This window comes from Sideroxyarcus sp. TK5 (genome assembly GCF_054601595.1).
Window position 1 is genome coordinate 289,407 of sequence record NZ_BAAHSJ010000002.1, and the last position, 18,805, is coordinate 308,211.

At 61.2% G+C, this 18,805-nt stretch carries 17 protein-coding genes; 7 read left to right on the forward strand and 10 right to left on the reverse strand.

Features of this window, described 5'->3' with window-relative positions:
- Genes ACYPYQ_RS04505 through ACYPYQ_RS04515 form a run of 3 tightly spaced genes read right to left on the reverse strand, consistent with a single transcriptional unit; the run spans position 1 to position 1,263 of the window.
- On the reverse strand, positions 1-699 hold the full coding sequence (locus ACYPYQ_RS04505) for a lycopene cyclase domain-containing protein (protein WP_459720354.1): 699 nt from the start codon (positions 697-699) through the stop codon (positions 1-3).
- A gap of 16 nt (positions 700-715) precedes the next feature.
- Positions 716-1,018, reverse strand: a complete 303-nt coding sequence (locus ACYPYQ_RS04510) for a DUF5676 family membrane protein (protein WP_459720357.1) — start codon at positions 1,016-1,018, stop codon at positions 716-718.
- Positions 1,015-1,263, reverse strand: a complete 249-nt coding sequence (locus ACYPYQ_RS04515; protein ID WP_459720360.1) for a heavy metal-binding domain-containing protein — start codon at positions 1,261-1,263, stop codon at positions 1,015-1,017. Before ACYPYQ_RS04515 ends, ACYPYQ_RS04510 begins: the two co-directional genes overlap by 4 nt.
- 187 nt (positions 1,264-1,450) lie before the next feature.
- Here ACYPYQ_RS04515 and ACYPYQ_RS04520 point away from each other — a divergent pair, with 187 nt between their 5' ends.
- Together ACYPYQ_RS04520 and ACYPYQ_RS04525 are read left to right on the forward strand one after the other, a co-directional pair.
- Positions 1,451-2,134 (forward strand): heavy metal response regulator transcription factor, encoded by a 684-nt coding sequence (locus ACYPYQ_RS04520; RefSeq protein ID WP_459720366.1) that lies wholly within the window; start codon positions 1,451-1,453, stop codon positions 2,132-2,134.
- Positions 2,131-3,531 (forward strand): heavy metal sensor histidine kinase, encoded by a 1,401-nt coding sequence (locus ACYPYQ_RS04525; RefSeq protein ID WP_459720370.1) that lies wholly within the window; start codon positions 2,131-2,133, stop codon positions 3,529-3,531. The genes ACYPYQ_RS04520 and ACYPYQ_RS04525 overlap by 4 nt, the downstream gene beginning before the upstream one ends.
- 416 nt (positions 3,532-3,947) lie before the next feature.
- Here the strand turns inward: ACYPYQ_RS04525 and copK are convergent, their stop codons facing one another.
- From copK to ACYPYQ_RS04560, 7 genes are all read right to left on the reverse strand, one after another.
- The gene (copK, locus tag ACYPYQ_RS04530) at positions 3,948-4,223 is read right to left on the reverse strand and encodes a periplasmic Cu(I)/Cu(II)-binding protein CopK (RefSeq protein ID WP_459720373.1); all 276 of its coding nucleotides are present in this window, start codon (positions 4,221-4,223) and stop codon (positions 3,948-3,950) included.
- A gap of 72 nt (positions 4,224-4,295) precedes the next feature.
- Positions 4,296-4,685: a CzcE family metal-binding protein gene (locus ACYPYQ_RS04535; protein WP_459720376.1), complete on the reverse strand. Its 390-nt coding sequence runs from the start codon at positions 4,683-4,685 to the stop codon at positions 4,296-4,298.
- 340 nt (positions 4,686-5,025) lie between these two features.
- Positions 5,026-5,367 carry a copper-binding protein gene (locus ACYPYQ_RS04540; RefSeq protein ID WP_459720379.1) on the reverse strand — a complete coding sequence of 114 codons (342 nt, stop codon included), beginning with the start codon at positions 5,365-5,367 and terminating at the stop codon, positions 5,026-5,028.
- Complete coding sequence (locus ACYPYQ_RS04545; protein WP_459720382.1) at positions 5,360-8,506, reverse strand: efflux RND transporter permease subunit; 3,147 nt, start codon at positions 8,504-8,506, stop codon at positions 5,360-5,362. Before ACYPYQ_RS04545 ends, ACYPYQ_RS04540 begins: the two co-directional genes overlap by 8 nt.
- Before the next feature lies 1 nt (position 8,507).
- Positions 8,508-10,052, reverse strand: coding sequence for an efflux RND transporter periplasmic adaptor subunit (locus ACYPYQ_RS04550; RefSeq protein ID WP_459720385.1), 1,545 nt, complete (start codon positions 10,050-10,052; stop codon positions 8,508-8,510).
- Positions 10,049-11,311: a TolC family protein gene (locus ACYPYQ_RS04555; protein WP_459720388.1), complete on the reverse strand. Its 1,263-nt coding sequence runs from the start codon at positions 11,309-11,311 to the stop codon at positions 10,049-10,051. The genes ACYPYQ_RS04550 and ACYPYQ_RS04555 overlap by 4 nt, the downstream gene beginning before the upstream one ends.
- Positions 11,312-11,419: 108 nt before the next feature.
- Positions 11,420-11,803, reverse strand: coding sequence for a DUF2946 family protein (locus tag ACYPYQ_RS04560; protein WP_459720392.1), 384 nt, complete (start codon positions 11,801-11,803; stop codon positions 11,420-11,422).
- Positions 11,804-11,958: 155 nt separating this feature from the next.
- On the opposite strand from ACYPYQ_RS04560, the gene ACYPYQ_RS04565 reads away from it, so the two are divergent.
- The 5 genes from ACYPYQ_RS04565 to ACYPYQ_RS04585 are packed head-to-tail and all read left to right on the forward strand — an operon-like array spanning position 11,959 to position 18,804.
- Complete coding sequence (locus ACYPYQ_RS04565) at positions 11,959-14,388, forward strand: acyl-CoA dehydrogenase (protein WP_459721205.1); 2,430 nt, start codon at positions 11,959-11,961, stop codon at positions 14,386-14,388.
- Entirely contained in the window at positions 14,385-15,206 is an 822-nt protein-coding gene (locus ACYPYQ_RS04570) for an SDR family oxidoreductase (RefSeq protein WP_459720395.1), read from the forward strand. The genes ACYPYQ_RS04565 and ACYPYQ_RS04570 overlap by 4 nt, the downstream gene beginning before the upstream one ends.
- A gap of 20 nt (positions 15,207-15,226) precedes the next feature.
- Positions 15,227-17,032 carry an AMP-dependent synthetase/ligase gene (locus ACYPYQ_RS04575; RefSeq protein ID WP_459720399.1) on the forward strand — a complete coding sequence of 602 codons (1,806 nt, stop codon included), beginning with the start codon at positions 15,227-15,229 and terminating at the stop codon, positions 17,030-17,032.
- Between the two features lie 2 nt (positions 17,033-17,034).
- The gene (locus ACYPYQ_RS04580) at positions 17,035-17,430 is read left to right on the forward strand and encodes an acyl-CoA thioesterase (RefSeq protein ID WP_459720403.1); all 396 of its coding nucleotides are present in this window, start codon (positions 17,035-17,037) and stop codon (positions 17,428-17,430) included.
- Positions 17,431-17,490: 60 nt separating this feature from the next.
- Positions 17,491-18,804: an OmpP1/FadL family transporter gene (locus ACYPYQ_RS04585; RefSeq protein WP_459720406.1), complete on the forward strand. Its 1,314-nt coding sequence runs from the start codon at positions 17,491-17,493 to the stop codon at positions 18,802-18,804.
- Position 18,805: the final 1 nt, after the last annotated feature.

Below are 18,805 nucleotides of genomic sequence, written 5' to 3' on the forward strand. Positions count from 1 at the left end.
TTACGCTCCTTGGTTGAACTGGCTGCGATGCCAGGTGAAATGTTCATAGATGCCCGCCCAGTACAGTCCGAAGGCGAAACCGAAGACGAGTTCTTCCAGCGGGATGCCCGCCAGCGCCACACCGGAAATCGCGGGCAGGTTCCACACCTGCTCGATGTAGCCAGGTGCGAAGATGACCAGCAGCAACATGAAGGTCGCATAGAGTGACAGGAATAGCAGGCCACCCGTCAGGGTATTGCGCAATAGGTCCGGGCGGCACAGCACATTGGCGATGCCACCCAGCGTGAGCGCGGCGATGCCCGGATAGATCGGGTTCCACGGCAGGAAATACAGCACAGGGAATGCCAGGAACGGCGCGGCGATGGCAAGGCGGTGCCAGCGGTGACGTCCCGCATGGCGCTCATCGTGCGTAAGCTCTGCCATACGGCCCCCCGTCACGGCGTTGTAGCTCACCGCGCCGATGCCGCCGATGGCGAAGCAGAAGATCAGGCTCTCGATGTCGAAACCCGTGCGCTGCGCGAGGTCGAACAGGCTGGGCGGGTTCCAGTAGGTCGGCACGAAGAGCGGTTCGCTCAAGCCGAGAAGACTGGTCCACAGGCTCACGCGCAGCATCTTATGCCTGAAGCCCGGCCTTAACAGATACAGCAACGACCAGGCCAGCAGGAACGCGCCGGACCAGAGCAGCCAGACGTATTGCATGCCGTTCATCCCGGTTTCACTCCGCTTTGTCCTTGCTGCAGCAATATCCGCAACCGTGCCGGTCGCTGCCACATAGGAACACGTTGTACAGCGGCACCCAGATCAGCGCGATGTACCAGCCGTAGCCGTAGCTTTCGACCAGCCCCAGCCCGAAGCTGGACCAGCTGATCCAATCGAATCCCGGCAGCAACTTGCGCCATGCCTCGTACATCGCATGCTCGGGAAATGCGAGGTCGAACGCCACGCACAGCGCAAACGTGATCGCCAGAAACAGGCTGGTGGCATGGCCGACCGCCGTCAGTGAAAGGCCGTGTCTCATGATGGTTGCCCTCCTTTGCTAGTGGATTCCGGTGCCAGCTGCATGCCGCACTTGGGGCAGCTGCCGGGATAGGTCTGGCGTATTTCCGGATGCATCGGGCAGGTGTACATGGGGCCTTCCTCCGCCGCACCATGTCCGCCATGTCGGTGGCCGTGCCCGCCGTGACCGACGTGCGAGCCGCAGCCGAAACGCATCATCAGGAAGAACAGCCCCGCGAACAGCAGTAATGACAACAATCCATCCATGATGCCCTCCTTTTTGTTTGCACCCAGCAAGCCGACCGGATGATTGAAAAGTTGCAAACAAACTTGTGCGTAATTGTGACCGAGCGTTGCCATCAGGACCCTGACACCACGATTACATTTCTGTAATGTTCCGCCAACGTCAGAGCAGTACGTGCATAATGCTTTCAGCGCAAAGCACATACTGATCATGAAGATACTGATCGTCGAAGACGAACCCAAAACCGGAGACTACCTGCAGCAGGGGCTGAGCGAGGCTGGCTATACCACCGACCTCGCCCGCAACGGTGCGGATGGCCTGCACATGGTGCTGCTGGAAGAGTACGACCTCGTGATACTGGACGTGATGTTGCCCGCACTCGACGGCTGGCAGGTTCTGGAAACCATGCGCCATGGTGGTCGCGAAATGCCGGTGTTGTTCTTAACTGCGCGCGATCAGATCGAAGACCGCGTCAAGGGACTGGAACTGGGTGCGGATGATTACCTCGTGAAGCCCTTTGCCTTTGCCGAATTGCTGGCACGCGTGCGAACGCTTCTGCGGCGCGGCCACCACAGCAATGAACCTACCACACTGACCGTATCCGACCTGGAACTCGATCTGCTGCGTCGTCGCGTTACGCGTGCTGGCGCGAGCATCGATCTTACGGCCAAGGAGTTTGCCTTGCTAGAGTTGCTGATGCGACGTCAGGGGGAGGTATTGCCACGCTCATTGATAGCATCTCAGGTCTGGGACATGAACTTCGACAGCGATACCAATGTGATCGAAGTCGCCATGCGGCGCCTGCGCAGCAAGGTTGATGATGCCTATCCGATAAAACTGATCCAGACCGTGCGCGGTATGGGATACGTGCTCGAGTCAGCCGCTCACGAATGAGACATCGCCTTTCATTGACCAGTCGGCTGACACTGCTTTTCGCGGCGATGTCGGGGCTGCTGTTGCTGGGGTTCGCCAGCATCACGGTAAATGCTATCGATCGGCATTTCGCATCCATGGACAGGGAGGAACTTGAAGGCAAGCTGCTGCTTGTGCGTGGCGAGATCGAGCGTATTGCGACACCGGCTGCGCTGAACCAAATGCCGGGCCAGTTACATGACGCGCTGGTGGGCCATCCCAACCTGCTAGTCACTGTGTTGGAAACGGATGGAAAACCCTTGTTTACGATTGGCGCAATCGCCATACCGTCTGCCTACCTGCATGGAGGCGAAAGCTTGTTCGAGTGGCGTAGCGGAGGGCATACCTATCGCGGTCTTGCGCGTGCCATCCCTACGGCGATGGCAGGAATGCCGTCGGTGATGGTTGGCCTTGCAATAGATACCGTCCAGCACGACCATTTTCTGATGCAATTTGCACTGACGATGACACTGTTTGTTGTCATCGCAGTGCTATTCAGCGGCTTGCTGGGCTGGATTGCCGCGCGCAACGGGCTCGCGCCATTGCGCGCCATGAAAGCGCAGGCCGCGAGCGTGACCGCGCGCAAGCTGGACTTGCGGCTTCCCCTCGAATCAGTCCCGGTGGAAATGGCCGACCTTGCTGCGACCCTGAATGAGATGCTGGATCGGTTGGAGCGGGCGTTTCAACGCTTGTCGGATTTTTCCTCAGACCTGGCCCACGAGCTGCGCACACCGATCAGCAATTTGATGGTGCAGACCCAGGTCGCTCTGTCTCAGGCGCGAAGTAGCGAAGCATATCGAGACACACTTGCATCCAATGCCGAGGAGTTCGAGCGCTTGTCACGGATGATCTCGGACATGCTGTTCCTTGCCAAGGCAGAGCACGGGTTGATGTTGCCTTCATGCGAAAGCATCGACCTGGGCTCGGAATTACGCGAATTATTCGACTACTACGACGCACTGGCGGAGGCGCAGGGCGTGACCTTGGTATTCGAAGGACAGGGGGCGCTGCAAGGAGATCGGCTGATGATACGCCGTGCGCTCAGCAATCTGCTATCGAACGCAATTCGCCATGCGCCGCAGGGCAGCCAGGTGAAAGTCGGCCTCGACATGAGTGACGAAGTAACGCAAATCGAAGTATCCAACAAGGGCGAATCCATACCGCCTGCGCAGTTGCCACGCCTGTTCGAGCGCTTCTACCGTGCGGACACAGCGCGCACGCGCGATGACACGCTGGGCGCGGGGCTGGGCTTGGCAATCGTCAAGACCATCGTCACGGCGCATGGCGGAAACGTAAAGGTATCGTCCGATACGGAGGGGACGTGTTTCACCCTGTTCTTCCCACGCACTGCAAAGTTGAACCAGAATGCCGAGCTGTAAGATGCGATTCGCTATATTGCAATTAATGAAGAGATCACAAGCCATGCCTCTGTCATTACCGCAAAAGAGAGTTTTTATGCCAAATCCCATTCAGCAAGCAGGCATTTTGATATTACGCGAGTCCGCTCTGAGGTATGGACGCGCTGCCCTGCACCAGCAGGTTCATCCATGATGACGAAGCATATTGGTGCGGACACACTGCTAGCGTGGATATTGAAGATGGCCGGATCAATACGTATCGTTCGCGCACGCCCATCCAGAAACTTTTTGGTCAGGTGGCCGATAAAATTCGTGCTGGCTGTTTGAAGAGAATATTCGAGCTCGGCACATGATTTCAAACATTCGAAATTATACGCGGCGTCGTTAATTGAAAGATTGGCCCGAGAAGGGCCAACCTTTTCTGAGGGATGATGCTATTAGCCGAAATAGTCTGCCCGCAGAATGTCGTCCAGACGCTGAACTTCGTCACCGTGCATCCTGATCTTTTGCCCGTCCGCTGTTTCCATCACCTGGTTTTCGTCCATGCGAACGGCACGGCCATACTGATCCTCCATCCCCATTTTGCCATCTTTGAAGATATAGACCGTAGACCCATCCTTGAGCGGAATCGACTTATCCACTTGCCCAAAATCGGCAGCGAATACGGATGCAGACATTACGGAGAAAAGTGAGGCGATTAGCAGTTTATTCATAGTGTTGCTCCTTTAGAAGTTAAATAGGTTTTGCTTGAAAAAATCAGAATGAAATCTTCGCTTCGTCAATTATCAACCTCGGTACAAAGGACTCTCCTCAACGTAGACCGTAATACCATTCAGACCAGGAATAACGTTCGACAGAGGGAAGGATGCAGTACCCATGGTATCGAATTTCCAGGTGACAGATTTCCCACCGGCATTGATCCGGATCGTTTCAAGACGCGTCACGTTGAGATATTTGGTGCCTTGGCCAATATCGATTGAGCGGTCGGCTTTACCATCGACGGCGTAACCGAAAGGCGCTCGCTCATTGGCCGTCGGTTGTTTTATGGTCTCCGCGACATGGGTTAGCCAGTGCATGGATTCTTCCTCAGAAAATGTCCCGTGCGCGAAGGCTGCCGTCGAGCCTGTGCCGAACAACGAGGCGACCAAGGTCAGGCTAATGATATGGCGTTTCATGGTTCTCTCCTTTTGCATAGATAAAATGATTGGGCAGGAGCATTTCGCCTCCCACTCGTCGCCATAATAGGTAACGCCCCCCTACAGCAAGGTGACCTGCTCATTACAGTTTCGTCATCGTTCGATGGGGTCTGGAATTTTGTGACAGGGATTACTTGTTCGAATAATGGGCAAGCAGTTTCGGCCGAGAGAATGGCCGGAGTCTGGTGTAAAGCTGCCTTAATCTGACTATGCTTACTTCGTCCGATTTGGCCGACAAACAGTCAATAAACTCTTGGCGTTAATCGCTACAGGGAGTGAGCGGATGTAGTGCCCGCTCTCTCCCTGCCTCGGAAAGGTCTTACTTCTTCCCGATCTTCTCGATCACCCACTTCTTCTTTTCCCCCTGCATCATCTCGAAACGTACCCGGTCGCCGACCTTGATGCCGCGACCGGCGTGTCCTTTGAGTTCGAACCACATTGTCATGGCAGGCCAGTCGAGTTCTTCGACGGGTTCGTGGGCGATCTGTATCTTGCCATCCTTGAGGGCTTTGACCACACCTGTCGCCGGATAGCGGGTGTGTTCCTGCGCGGCGTGATGCGTCATCATGCTGTGGTCCTGCATCTGTTCGTGGGATGCGGCCAGTGTGGTTCCGCTGGCGGTCGCCAGTGTGATGCAGAGTGCGAGCGTGGTTTTATCCATGATTTTCTCCTTCAGTGGTTGATGTGATCGTTGCCAGTCGGTGTTGCTTGATGAGTGCGTAGATGACCGGTATCACCAGCAGGGTGAGCACGGCGGAAGATACCATGCCGCCCACCATGGGCGCGGCGATGCGGCGCATCACTTCGGAGCCGGTGCCGCTGCTCCACAGGATGGGCAGCAGACCGGCCATGATGGCGACCACGGTCATCATCTTGGGGCGCACGCGCTCCACTGCACCCTCCATAATTGCGGCATACAGGTCATGGACTGAGGGTTCGCGGCCAACCTCGGCGCACTTTGCCTGCACTTCCTGCCATGCCTTCTCCAGATAGATCAGCATCACCACGCCGGTCTCCGCCGCGACACCGGCCAGCGCGATGAAGCCGACCGCCACCGCGACGCTCAGGTTGTAATCGAGCAGCCACAGCAGCCATACGCCGCCGACCAGCGCGAACGGCACGGACAGCATCACCACCAGCGATTCGGTAACGCGCTTGAAGTTGAGATACAGCAGCAGGAAGATCAGCAACAGGGTGATCGGAATCACGATCTTCATCTTCGCGGCGGCACGTTCCATGTACTCGAACTGCCCGCTCCAGGTCGCGTAGTAGCCGGGCGGAAACTTCACCTGCTCGGCCACTGCCTTGCGGGCATCAGCGACATAGGAGCCGATGTCGCGGTCGCGGATATCGACGTAGATGTAGGCGGAGAGCAGCGCGTTCTCGGTGCGTATCGAGGGCGCGCCCTTGCCGATGCTGATGCGTGCGATCTGGCCGAGCGGGATCATCGCCCCATCCATCGTGGGGACGAGCACCTCGCGTGCGATCTGTTCCGGCGTGCCGCGCAATTCGCGCGGGTAGCGGACATTCACGCCGAAACGTTCCAGCCCTTCCACCGTGGTGGTGACGTTCTCGCCGCCCAGCGCGGTGGCGATCACCTCCTGCACCTCGCCCACGGTCAGGCCGTAGCGCGCCAAGGCCTGCCGATCCGGTTCGATGTTGAGATAGAAACCGCCGGTGATGCGCTCGGCGAAGGCGCTGGTCGTGCCCGGCACCTTGCGCACCACGGCCTCGATCTCCTTGGCGACGCGCTCCATCTCCTCCAGGTTCTTGCCGAACACCTTGATGCCGATGGGCGTGCGTATGCCGGTGGAGAGCATGTCGATGCGCGCCTTGATCGGCATGGTCCACGAGTTTGCCACGCCGGGAAATTGCAATGCCTTGTCCATCTCGGCGATCAGCTTGTCGGTGTCCATACCGGGCCGCCATTCCTCCTGCGGCTTGAGGTTGATGACCGTCTCGAACATCTCCAGCGGCGCGGGATCGGTGGCGGTCTGCGCGCGTCCCGCCTTGCCGTAGACGGATGCGACCTCAGGGAAGCTCTTGATGATTTTGTTCTGCGTCTGCAATAGTTCCGCCGCCTTGGTCACCGACATGCCCGGCAGCGATGCGGGCATGTAAAACAACGTGCCCTCGTTCAGCGTCGGCATGAACTCGCTGCCCAGCTTCATCGCCGGATACACGCTCACCAGCAGCGCCAGCGCGGCGACGGCGAGCGTGGTCTTCTTCGCTTGCAGCACGCCCGCGATCATCGGACGGTAGAGGGCGATCATCCAGCGGTTCAGCGGATTCTCGGCTTCCGGCTTGATGTGACCGCGAATGAACAGCAACATCAGCACCGGCACCAGCGTCACCGACAGCAGCGCCGCGCCCGCCATCGCGAAGGTCTTGGTGAATGCCAGCGGCGCGAACAGCCGCCCCTCCTGCGCCTCCAGCGTGAACACCGGCAGGAAGGACACGGTGATGATCAGCAGCGAGAAGAACAGCGCGGGGCCGACTTCCTTGCAGGCGGCGATCATCGCTTCCGCGCGCGACTCGCCTTCCTTCATGCGTTCCAGATGCTTGTGCGCGTTTTCTATCATCACGATGGCCGCATCCACCATCGCACCGATGGCGATGGCTATCCCGCCCAGGCTCATGATGTTGGAGTTCAGGTTCAGGAAGCGCATCGCGATGAAGGCGATCAGCACACCTATCGGCAGCATCACGATGGCGACCAGCGCGCTGCGCGCATGCATCAGGAACACCATGCACACGGCTGCCACGATCAGGCCTTCTTCCAGCAATGTCGTCTTCAAAGTGGAGATGGCGCGCTGGATCAGTTCGGAGCGGTCGTACACCGCCTGTATGGTCACGCCCTCCGGCAGTCCCGGGGTGATCTCGGCGATCTTGGCCTTGATGTTCCGGATCACCTCCAGCGCGTTCTGGCCGTAGCGCGCCATCGCGATGCCGGACACCACTTCGCCTTCGCCGTTCAGTTCCGCGAGGCCGCGCCGCTCGTCCGGGCCGAGTTCGACCCGCGCGATGTCGCGCAGCAGCACCGGCGTGCCGCGTTCAGCTTTCACCACCAGATTCTCGATGTCGCTTTTGCCGCGCAGGTAGCCTTTGCCGCGCACCATGTACTCGGTCTCGGCCATCTCCACTACGCGCCCGCCGACATCCCGATTGCTGTCGCGTATCACCTGCGCGACCTTGCTCAGCGGGATGTTGTAGGCGCGCAGCTTCACCGGATCGACCGTCACCTGATACTGCTGCACGAAGCCGCCGACGGAGGCGACTTCGGCGACGCCGTGCGCCTTGGTGAGCTGGTAGCGCAGATACCAGTCCTGCATCGTGCGCAATTCGGCGAGGTTATGTTTCTCGCTCAGCACTGCGTACTGGTACACCCAGCCCACGCTGCTGGCGTCCGGCCCCAGTTGTGGCGACACGCCCTTGGGCATACGCCCCGCAATGCTGTTGAGATATTCCAGCACGCGCGAACGCGCCCAGTAAATGTCGGTGCCGTCCTCGAAGATCACGTAGACGAACGATGCGCCGAAGAACGAGAAGCCGCGTACCACCTTGGACTTCGGCACGGACAGCATCGCCGTGGTGAGCGGGTACGTCACCTGATCTTCCACCACCTGCGGCGCCTGCCCCGGATATTCCGTGTAGACGATCACTTGCACGTCGGACAGGTCCGGCAGCGCATCGAGCGGCGTCTTGATCACCGCATAGATGCCTGCCAGCGTGACGAACAGCGTGGCGAGCAACACCAGAAAACGGTTGCGCGCCGACCAGTCGATTAGGTTGGATAGCATGTCAGTGTCCCTCGTGCTGCGCAGCCCGCAGTTTGGTAATCACCCACACGCCCTCGCCGCGCTCGACGAGTTCGAACGTGATCGCCGCACCCGGTTCGATGCCTTGCGCGAGCGAGGAATTAGCCAGTGCGAAATCCATGGTCATGCCCGGCCAGCCCAGCGTCGCGATCGGCCCATGGGTGATGCTGACCGTGCCGTCGGCGTTGACCGCCTCCAGCGTGCCTTGGGCCTGATGTCCAACCACGGCAGGCTTGTCTCTGGGCGCTACAGTCTCCTTGCGCTGTTCGACCGGCGATGCCGTGGCACCGCCGTGCGCCGCATGAGCGCCCAGACCGGACAACGCCGCCTTCAGGTTGCTCTCCGCATCAATCAGGAAGTTGGCCGAGGTCACGACCAGCTCTCCTTCCGCAACGCCTTCCAGCACCTCGACATAATCGTCGCCGCGCATGCCCAGCGTGACGGTGCGCGGCTCGAAACGTCCCGCAGCCAGTTGCACCAGCACGACCTGGCGCACACCGCTGTCTATCACCGCCGACGTCGGTACGGTCAGCACCTGAGTGGCTCCACCCACCGGCAGCTCGACCTGCGCGAACATCGCGGGTTTCAGCAAGCCCCGCGGATTGGCGAGCTCCGCCCGCACCTGCACCGTGCGCGTGGTCTCGTTCAGCGTCGGATAGACGAAATCGATCTTGCCGTCGAAACGTTGCTCCGGGTAGGCATCGACCTTGACCCGCACCTCATCGCCCGCCTTAATCCTGGCGATGTCCTGTTCGGCGACGTCGGCGACGACCCACACCGTGGACAGGTCGGCGATACGGTACAGCTCTTCGCCGGGCATGAAGCGCACGCCCTGCACCGCACGCTTCTCCAGCACGACGCCGGAGACCGGCGCATGGAAAGTCACGCGGTTGCCGCTCCCCCTGCCGTCCGCGATGTCCCAGTTCTTCAGGCGCGCGGCGCTGGATTCGGCGAGGCGGCGCATGCCGTCGCGCGCCTCGTCGTCCGCATCCTTCAGCGCGTCTATGCCTTGCGCGACGAGTTCGCGTTCGCGCCGTGCCGAGAGCAGTTCCGGGCTGTATACCTCGAACAGCGGCTGGCCCTTGGCTACCGCCTGACCCGTGGTATTCACATGGAGGCGCTCCACCCAGCCCTCGAATTTTGGCGCGATAACGAAAGTGCGGCGCTCGTTTATCTCAATCCGCCCGACCGCACGCAGCGTCTTGTCCAGCACGCGCAACGCCGCCGCTTCGCTCTTCACGCCCAGCTTCTGCACCTTGTCGGTGCTGATGCTTATCTGGTTAGTGCCGCCCTGCTCCGCATCGCCCTCGTATACCGGCACATAGTCCATGCCCATCGCATCCTTCTTCGGCACCGGCGAAGTATCCGGCAGCCCCATCGGGTTGCGGTAGTACAACAACTTGCGCTCGCTCTTGACCGCGACGGCTTCAGATGACGGTGCAGCGGAACGCGTGCCCAGCCAGTAGCCGCCCGCGGCCACGCCCAGCAGCGCCAGCACGGCGACGATGATTACGGAAATGTTTTTCATAATTCTTCTCCCAACAAACGTTCGATCTCGGCCAGCCGCAGTTGCGCATCCACCTGCGCCTTGAGCAGCTGCTGTTTCGCCTTCAGGATTTGCCGCTGCGCCTCGATCAGCATCGCGAATTCCACCTTGCCGGTCTCGTAGCCCGCGAGCGCGGACTGGTAGGTCAGTTCGCTCTGCGGCAGCAATCGCGTCGTCGCCAACGACTCGGTACGGCGTGCGGTCTCCAGCCCGTAGAGGCTCTCGGACAGTTCGGACGACGTCTGATTGAGCAGCGCTTCCTTGCGCGCGCCGGACGCGGCCAGCATAGCTTCCGCCTCGCGCTCCTGCGAACGGCGTGTACCTTGCTGCAATGGAATGTTGAACTCGACCATCAGGTCCCAGCTCCTTACCGAATTGCCGGACTGGGTCGGCGCGACGCCCAGCGTGAAGCCGGGATAGCGATTGAGCTGAACGAGGTCGCGACTCTTTTCGGCTGACTGGATCTGCGCCTCGGCGATCTGCAACTGCGGGTTGCGTGCTCGCAGTCTCTGCTCCAGCAACTCATAGTCCAGTTGAGCTGCGGCAGGCAACCGCCGCAACTGCGACGGCGCTACCAGTTCCGCCATCGCAGGGCGCGACAGCAAGGCATTCAACCGGCTTTGCTGGTGATGCCGCTCGCTCTCAAGATCGAGCAGTTCCGCGCGCAAGCCAGTCTGCTCGACCTGCACGCGAATGACGTCCTGCTGCGCGCCTAGCCCGTGGGCATAGCGTGTCTGCGCGATCTGCTCCAGCGTGGCCAGCAGCTCCAGCGTTTGTCGCGCCAGCCGTTCGCTGCCGGAGAGATAGTAGTAGCTGGCATAGGCCGTCTTGATCCGCCCGGCCAACTCGGCCCAGGTCGCGGCGACCTGACCGTCGGCCTGTTGGACCTGCGCCTCGGCCACCTCGCGCTGCAAACCCCGCTTGCCGAACCACGGTACGCTCTGCATCAGCAGATAGCGCGTACCGCCCACTTCGGACGGCCACAGGCTGGGAGGCTGGTTCGTGCCCTGGTTGGTGACGTCCATCAGTTCGGCGCGCAGCACCGGATCTGGCAATGCGCCGGCGGGCTGCACGCGCTGCACTGCGGCATCCGCCTCGTGTCGCATCGCCGCCAGTTCGGGATTGTGTTCGCGCGCATAGGCCAGCAGACCGTCAAGGTCGCTGCCCAGCGGTGGCGCGGCTGTCGCGGGTGCAAGCCACAGCGCGCCAAGCAAAGTGAAAATCACTGATACGTATCTCATGTTCCGCTTCCTGTTGCAGTTGGAATGCAGGCGGACGACCGCGAACGGACGCCGCACGAAGCGGGACGAGTGGGGTGTTACGGATTCAGCAGACGGACTCGTCCCGCATCAAGCGGCTACGAGAGGGGGCGGAACCAGTGGGGCGCAAAGATGTGAAGCGAGATCCTCGGGGACGGACAGCACAGCCTGGGAAGCGCTTTCTTCCAGTTGCATGGCGACGACCGGTGCGGCGAGGAAGGCGGTGCAGGCCAGATGGCACACGCCGCAGGATGTGCATTGTGATGTTTCGGCGGCGGATGCCTGCATGTCTTCCGCATGCATCATGTGATGTTCACCCATGTCGTCATGTGACATGTCCATCATCATGGTGCTGTCATGACACTCGCCCTGCTGCAACTGCATGCCGAGCGAAGCCGCCAGTGCGCTGCCGCCGGAGAGCGGGAGCCACAACAGCATGAACACGGCGATGATCTTTCGGGTCAGTGTCGACATGGGGTGCAGTGTGGCTAAAACCGGAAGATTAGTCAATGTGTCAACGGAATGGTTCCGAACTGCGCTGCATCATATATATCGATTGTCCGTAAGGCGCTGATGGGGTTAAAGTTCGCCCAACCCCGCATAACAATAAATGAGGTTCGAAAATGGCGATGACGATCACGGTGATAGCAGTAGCGGTCTTCCTCTTACTGGCGTTCTTCCGATCATCGATCTGGGGCTGGCTGTTCGCCATCCTCGTGCTGGTGCCGATGATCGCTATCGAGAGTCGTATCTCGGACGGTGCGCTGAAGAACATCTACCTTGCCCTGGCGGTCTTCGTGCTGGTGTTCGGCGTGCCCTGGCTGCGCCGCAAGCTGGTCAGCGACTTCATCCTCAAGCTGTTCCGCAAGATATTGCCGCAGGTGTCGCAGACCGAGCAGGAGGCGCTGGACGCCGGTACGGTGTGGTGGGACGGCGAACTGTTCAGCGGCCGCCCGCGCTGGAGCAAGCTGCTGGCCATGCCCAAGACCGGACTCTCCGAGCGCGAGCAGGCTTTCCTCGACAACGAGGTGGAGCAGTTGTGCGCCATGCTGGACGACTGGGATATCACCCACACGCGGCAGGACCTGCCGCCGGAAGTGTGGCAGTTCATCAAGGACAAGGGGTTCTTCGGCATGATCATCCCGCGCCAGTACGGCGGGCTGGATTTCTCGGCGCAGGCGCACTCGGCGGTGGTGACCAAGGTGTCGTCGCGCAGCGGCACGGCGGGCGTGACAGTGATGGTGCCCAACTCGCTCGGCCCGGCCGAGCTGCTGCTGAAGTACGGCACGCCGGAGCAGAAGGACCGCTATCTGAAACGTCTGGCGCAGGGGCTGGAGGTGCCTTGCTTCGCGCTGACCGGGCCGTTCGCCGGTTCCGACGCGGGTGCCATCCCCGATTACGGCATCGTCTGCCACGGTGAGTTCAACGGCGAGCAGAACGTGCTCGGCATCCGTCTCAACTGGGAGAAGCGCTACATCACGCTGGCACCGGTGGCGACTTTGCTGGGCCTGGCATTCAAGCTGTATGACCCCGACCATCTGCTCGGTGCGGAGAAGTCGCTCGGCATCACGCTGGCGCTGATCCCCACCGACACGCCGGGCGTCGAGGTCGGCCGCCGCCACTTCCCGCTCAATTCCGCTTTCCTCAACGGCCCGACCGTGGGCAAGGACGTGTTCATCCCGATGGACTACATCATCGGCGGCATGTCGCGCATCGGCCAGGGCTGGCGCATGTTGATGGACTGCCTGTCGGTCGGGCGCTCGATCTCGCTGCCGGCCAGTGCGGTGGGCGGCGCCAAACTGGCGGTGCGCAGCAGCGGTGCCTACGGCCGCGTGCGCAAGCAGTTCCACATGCCGGTCGGCAAATTCGAGGGCGTGGAAGAGGCGCTGGCGCGCATCGGCGGCAACACCTATGTGATGGATGCGGCGCGGCGCATGACGGCGCTGGCGGTGGATCTGCACGAGAAGCCGTCGGTGGTGTCGGCCATCGCAAAATACCACTGCACCGAACGCGGCCGTATGGTGATCAACGATGCGATGGACGTGCACGGCGGCAAGGGCATCTGCATGGGGCCGGACAACTATCTGGCGCGCATGTACCAGCAGACGCCTATCGGCATCACCGTGGAAGGCGCGAACATCCTCACGCGCAGTTTGATGATCTTCGGGCAGGGCGCGATCCGCTCCCATCCCTATGTGCTGAAGGAGATGCAGGCGGCGCATGACCAGAACGCGGAACGCGCCTCGCTGGACTTCGACCAGGCCTTCTTCGGCCACATCAGCTTCAGCCTGAGCAATGCGGTGCGCTCCTTCCTGTATGCGCTGTCCGGCGGCCGTCTGATCTATGTGCCGACCGGTGCACCCACGCATCGCTACTACCAGTTGCTGACGCGTTATGCGGCCTCGTTCGCTTTCGCGGCAGACATCGCGATGGCGGTGCTGGGCGGCGGGCTGAAGCGCAAGGAGAAACTCTCCGCGCGTCTGGGCGATGTGTTGAGCAACCTCTATCTGTGCTCGGCGGTGCTGAAGAAGTTCGAGGACGACGGCCGGCCGCAAGCCGACGAGCCGCTGCTGCACTGGGCCATGGAAGACGGGCTGTACCGCATCCAGACCGCGTTCGACGGCGTGATCCAGAACTTCCCGAACCGCCTGTTCGCTCTGTTGCTGCGGGTGGTGATCTTCCCGCTGGGGCAGTGCCGCAAGCCGCCTTCCGATGAGCGGGGGCATCAGGTGGCGGCACTGATGCTGAAGCCGGGCGAGGTGCGCGAGCGCCTCACGTCTGGCATGTACATCAAGCGCGACGAACAGGATGCGATCGGTGCGCTGGAGGCGGCACTGGCCAGCACTCTGGCGTGCGAACCGTTGCAGGCCGTGCTGGAAAAGGAAGCCAAGGCCGGCAAGCTCAAGGCGATGGACGAGATGGCGCGTATCGTCGAGGCACGCGATCTTGGCCTCATCACGGCGGAAGAAGCGCTGCAGCTGGAGCGCGATTACATGCTGCGGCGCAAGGTCATCATGGTGGATGATTTCGATGCCAGACAGCTGCAGGCGAACGGATGAGCAGCCTGCGCGACAGGGTGGTCTTCATCACCGGTTCCAGTCGCGGGATCGGCAGGGAGATCGCCTTGCGCTGCGCGCGCGACGGCGCGAAGGTGGTCATCACCGGCAAGACCGCCGAGCCGCACCCCAAACTGTCGGGCACCATCCATAGTGTGGCGGAAGAGGCGGTCGCGGCGGGCGGACAGGCGCTGGCACTGCAACTGGATGTGCGCGACGAGCAGGCCATCCACGACGCGGTCGAACAGGCCGCGGCGCATTTCGGCGGCATCGATGTGCTGGTCAACAATGCCAGCGCCATCTATCTGACGCCAACGCTGGATACCCCGGTGCGCCGCCTCGACCTGATGTGGGACGTGAACATGCGTGCCACTTTCCTTGCATCGCAGGCCTGCATCCCGCATCTGAAGCAGGCGGTGAACCCGCACATCCTCACCCTGTCGCCGCCGCTGAACATGGGGCCGGACAATTTCGCGCCGCATGTGGCCTACACCATCTCGAAATACGGCATGAGCATGGTGACCATGGGCCTGGCGCGCGAGTTCGCCGCAGCGTGCATCGCTTGCAACTGCCTGTGGCCGCGCACCACCATCGCTACCGCCGCCATCGAATACAACTTCCCGGAAGAGATCCTGCGCGCCTCGCGCAAGCCGGCCATCGTGGCCGATGCCGCGCATGCCATCCTGATGCGGCCCAGCGATACGTGCAGCGGCAACTTCTTCATCGACGAGGACGTGCTGCGCGAAGCAGGCGTGACCGACTTCGAGCACTATGCGGTCAGTCCGGGGGGGCGACTGTTCGACGATCTGTTCTTGCATTGAAACAACAAGGGGAGAGGGCCATGACGACACCTGACAACGTAGACGTGATCACGCCGGAACAGGCGGGGACGCTGCACGGTTTGTTCCTTGAGCGGGTAAGGCGCTCGCCGGACAAGGAAGCCTACCGATATTTCGATGCGAACATCAACGGCTGGGTGAGCCTGAGCTGGCGTCAGATGCAGGCGGAAGTGGCGCGCTGGCAGGCGGCGCTGGCCAGGGAAGGTCTGCAGAAGGGCGAGCGCGTGGCGCTGATGCTGCGCAACTGCCCGCAATGGGTGATGTTCGACCAGGCGGCGATGTCGCTGGGCTTGGTCACCGTGCCGCTGTATACCGTGGACCGCGCCGAGAACATCGCCTACATCGTGAACGATGCGCAGGCAAAAGTGCTGCTGTTTGAGACCGCCGAGCAATGGCAGGAATTGAATGCGGTGAAATCGCTGGTGCCCAGTGTGCAGCGTTTCATCTCACTGGACGAGGTAAAGAGCGATGACTCGCGTCTGATGTCGGCAGCGCATGCCTTGCCGTCTGCCGCCGAACTGCAAGCGCCTGTGCCGTGCGAGATGGGCGAACTGGCCAGCATCATCTACACCTCCGGCACCACCGGCAAACCCAAGGGCGTGATGCTCAGTCACCGCAACATGCTGAGCAACACACACTCCGCGCTGGGTACCTTCGCGCTCTACAGCGACGATCTGCTGCTGTCCTTCCTGCCGCTGTCGCACACCTTCGAGCGCACCTGCGGCTATTACCTGCAAGTGATGACCGGCGCGACCGTCGCTTACGCGCGCTCCATCCCATTGCTTTCCGAAGACCTGCAGACCATACACCCCACCATCCTGATCTCGGTGCCGCGCATCTACGAGCGCATCCATTCGGCGATCAGCGCCAAGCTGGAAGAGGGGCCGCCGCTGCGCAAGAAGCTTTTCCACCTGGCGGTCGAAGTGGGATGGGCGCGTTTCGAGCACGAACAGGGACGCGGCCCGTGGAAAGCCTCCTTCCTGCTGTGGCCGCTGCTGGACAAACTGGTGGCGAAGAAACTGCTGGCGCGCTTGGGCGGCCGTTTGCGCACGGCGGTCACCGGCGGTGCGGCGCTGGATGCCGACATCTCGCGCATGTTCGTCGGCCTCGGCCTGCCGGTGGTGCAAGGCTACGGTCTGACCGAGACCAGTCCCATCGTCACCGGCAACCATCTGGACAACAACTTCCCCGACAGCGTGGGCCAGCCGATACGCGACGTGCAGATCAAGCTGGGCGCGCAGAACGCGCTGCTGGTGAAAGGCCCGAACGTGATGATGGGCTACTGGAACAATCCCGAGGCGACGCGCGCCATGATCGACGAAGACGGCTGGCTCAACACCGGCGACATCGCGCGCATCAGCGAGACCGGCCATGTCTACATCACCGGCCGCCTGAAGGAGATCATCGTGATGGCCAACGGCGAGAAGATCCCGCCGGCCGACATGGAAGCGGCCATCCTGCATGATCCGCTGATCGACCAAGTGATGATCCTCGGCGAGGGCAAACCCTATCTGGTGGCGCTGGCCGTGCTCAACCCGGTGGTGTGGCCGGACATCGCGGCCAAGGTCGGCGTAAGGCCGGACATGCCGGAATCGCTCACCGACAGCAACGTGGAAGCCAAGGTGCTGCGCCGCATCGCGCGCAACATCCGCGCCTTCCCCGGCTATGCCAAGGTCAACCGCGTGCTGTTGCTGACCGAACCGTGGAGCATAGACAACGGCCTGCTCACGCCCAAGCTGAGCATGAAACGCGACAAGATCGTGGCGAAGTTCGCGCGCGAGATCGATGCACTTTACGAAGGACACTGAACATGATCACCCCCGTCACCTCATTGCCAGACCGTGAACCGACCCTGCGCGTGGCGGCCATGCCGTCCGATGCCAATTACACCGGCGACATCTTCGGCGGCTGGCTGATGGGGCAGGTGGACGTCGCCGGCAGCATCCCCGCCGTGCACCGCGCCAAAGGGCGGGTGGCGACCGTGGCGGTGAATTCCTTCGTGTTCAAGCAACCGATCTTCGTCGGGGATGTGGTGAGTTTCTACACGAAGATCGTCAAGACCGGCACCACCTCCATCACCGTGGACGTGGAAGTCTATGTGCAGCGCGATCCGGAGAATCCCACCTGCCACAAGGTGACGGAAGCGCAACTGACCTATGTCGCGGTGGGAGAGGATCGCAAGCCGCGACCATTGCCCCCGCTCTGAGCGGAAGAGCGGGATCTTGTTGGGGGTAGTTCTTTTGAATCATAAAAAGGAGACGGGATCATGAAGAAGACCATATCGAGCACCGCCGTTGCAGCGGCCTTGTTGTTGATGGCAGGACAAGCCGGTGCATCCGGTTTTGCGTTGATCGAACAGGGCGGAGGTCTGGGCAATGCATTCGCCGGCGGGGCGGCATCTGCGGAAGATGCCGCGACAGTCTTTTTCAATCCCGCGGGTATGTCCCGTCTGGACGGCTCGCAGATCTCCGTCGGCGGAGCCTTCATCAAGCCTTCAGCCCAGTACAGCGGAACGATCTCCGGTCTGGCTCCGCTACAGACGGCCGGCACGGGTACGGGCGGCGATGCGGGCGGTATGGCATTCGTGCCGAACATGTATTACGCCATGCGGCTTGATGACAAGCTGCACGCGGGTGTGGGTGTCAACGCGCCATTCGGCCTGCAGACCGATTACGACGCTACCTGGATGGGCCGTTTCCAGGCAGTCAAATCCAAGATACAGACCATCAACCTGAATCCGTCGGTCTCGTATGACGTGAGCGATACGCTCAGTGTGGGCGCAGGCTTGAATTACCAGCGCATCACCGGTGAGCTGACCAGCATAACGAACTACAGCGCGGCGATATATCAGGCGACATCGGGTGCAACGGCGATCCCGAACCTGGAAGGTCTCAGCACCATGACCGGGAGCGATACCGGCTGGGGCTATAACTTTGGAGCCCTGTTCAAACTCGATTCGCAGACGCGCATCGGCGCGGCCTACCGTTCGCAGATCAAATACAAACTCACGGGCGATGTGAAGTTCGCCAATCGTCCGGCGCTGCTGGCCACGGCTTTGCCGGATCAGGCGGTCACGCTGGACATCACCATGCCGGACTCCTTCTCCATGAGCGCGTTGCACCAGTACGGCGACAAGCTGGAAGTGATGGCCGATGCGACCTGGACCGGCTGGAGTGTGTTCAAGACGCTGGATGTGAAGAAAACCAACGGGACATCGCTGGGCACCGCGACCCCCGAGAACTGGAAAGATACCTGGCGCGTTTCCGTCGGCACCAGTTATCACTACAGCGAACAGTGGACAGCGCGTGCAGGCGTGGCCTTCGATCAGGCACCGGTGCCTGATGCCTACCGCACCGTACGCATCCCGGATGCCGACCGCACCTGGCTGGCGCTGGGCGGACAGTACAAGCCTGACGCTGCCAGCACGCTGGATTTCGGCTACGCCCACCTGTTCGTCAAGAGCGGTGCCATCAATCAGAGTGCCACGGCCAATACCGAACTGAGCGGTAAAGGCTATCTGGTCGGCAGCTACAGCAACAGCGTGGATATCGTGAGTTTGCAGTACGGTTACAAGTTCTAAC

Bases quoted from the DNA above. Each gene is read 5' to 3' on its own strand.
- ACYPYQ_RS04505 (WP_459720354.1), bottom strand. From the start codon at position 699: ATGCAATACGTCTGGCTGCTCTGGTCCGGCGCGTTCCTGCTGGCCTGG.
- ACYPYQ_RS04510 (WP_459720357.1), bottom strand. From the start codon at position 1,018: ATGAGACACGGCCTTTCACTGACGGCGGTCGGCCATGCCACCAGCCTG.
- ACYPYQ_RS04515 (WP_459720360.1), bottom strand. From the start codon at position 1,263: ATGGATGGATTGTTGTCATTACTGCTGTTCGCGGGGCTGTTCTTCCTG.
- ACYPYQ_RS04520 (WP_459720366.1), top strand. From the start codon at position 1,451: ATGAAGATACTGATCGTCGAAGACGAACCCAAAACCGGAGACTACCTG.
- ACYPYQ_RS04525 (WP_459720370.1), top strand. From the start codon at position 2,131: ATGAGACATCGCCTTTCATTGACCAGTCGGCTGACACTGCTTTTCGCG.
- copK (WP_459720373.1), bottom strand. From the start codon at position 4,223: ATGAATAAACTGCTAATCGCCTCACTTTTCTCCGTAATGTCTGCATCC.
- ACYPYQ_RS04535 (WP_459720376.1), bottom strand. From the start codon at position 4,685: ATGAAACGCCATATCATTAGCCTGACCTTGGTCGCCTCGTTGTTCGGC.
- ACYPYQ_RS04540 (WP_459720379.1), bottom strand. From the start codon at position 5,367: ATGGATAAAACCACGCTCGCACTCTGCATCACACTGGCGACCGCCAGC.
- ACYPYQ_RS04545 (WP_459720382.1), bottom strand. From the start codon at position 8,506: ATGCTATCCAACCTAATCGACTGGTCGGCGCGCAACCGTTTTCTGGTG.
- ACYPYQ_RS04550 (WP_459720385.1), bottom strand. From the start codon at position 10,052: ATGAAAAACATTTCCGTAATCATCGTCGCCGTGCTGGCGCTGCTGGGC.
- ACYPYQ_RS04555 (WP_459720388.1), bottom strand. From the start codon at position 11,311: ATGAGATACGTATCAGTGATTTTCACTTTGCTTGGCGCGCTGTGGCTT.
- ACYPYQ_RS04560 (WP_459720392.1), bottom strand. From the start codon at position 11,803: ATGTCGACACTGACCCGAAAGATCATCGCCGTGTTCATGCTGTTGTGG.
- ACYPYQ_RS04565 (WP_459721205.1), top strand. From the start codon at position 11,959: ATGACGATCACGGTGATAGCAGTAGCGGTCTTCCTCTTACTGGCGTTC.
- ACYPYQ_RS04570 (WP_459720395.1), top strand. From the start codon at position 14,385: ATGAGCAGCCTGCGCGACAGGGTGGTCTTCATCACCGGTTCCAGTCGC.
- ACYPYQ_RS04575 (WP_459720399.1), top strand. From the start codon at position 15,227: ATGACGACACCTGACAACGTAGACGTGATCACGCCGGAACAGGCGGGG.
- ACYPYQ_RS04580 (WP_459720403.1), top strand. From the start codon at position 17,035: ATGATCACCCCCGTCACCTCATTGCCAGACCGTGAACCGACCCTGCGC.
- ACYPYQ_RS04585 (WP_459720406.1), top strand. From the start codon at position 17,491: ATGAAGAAGACCATATCGAGCACCGCCGTTGCAGCGGCCTTGTTGTTG.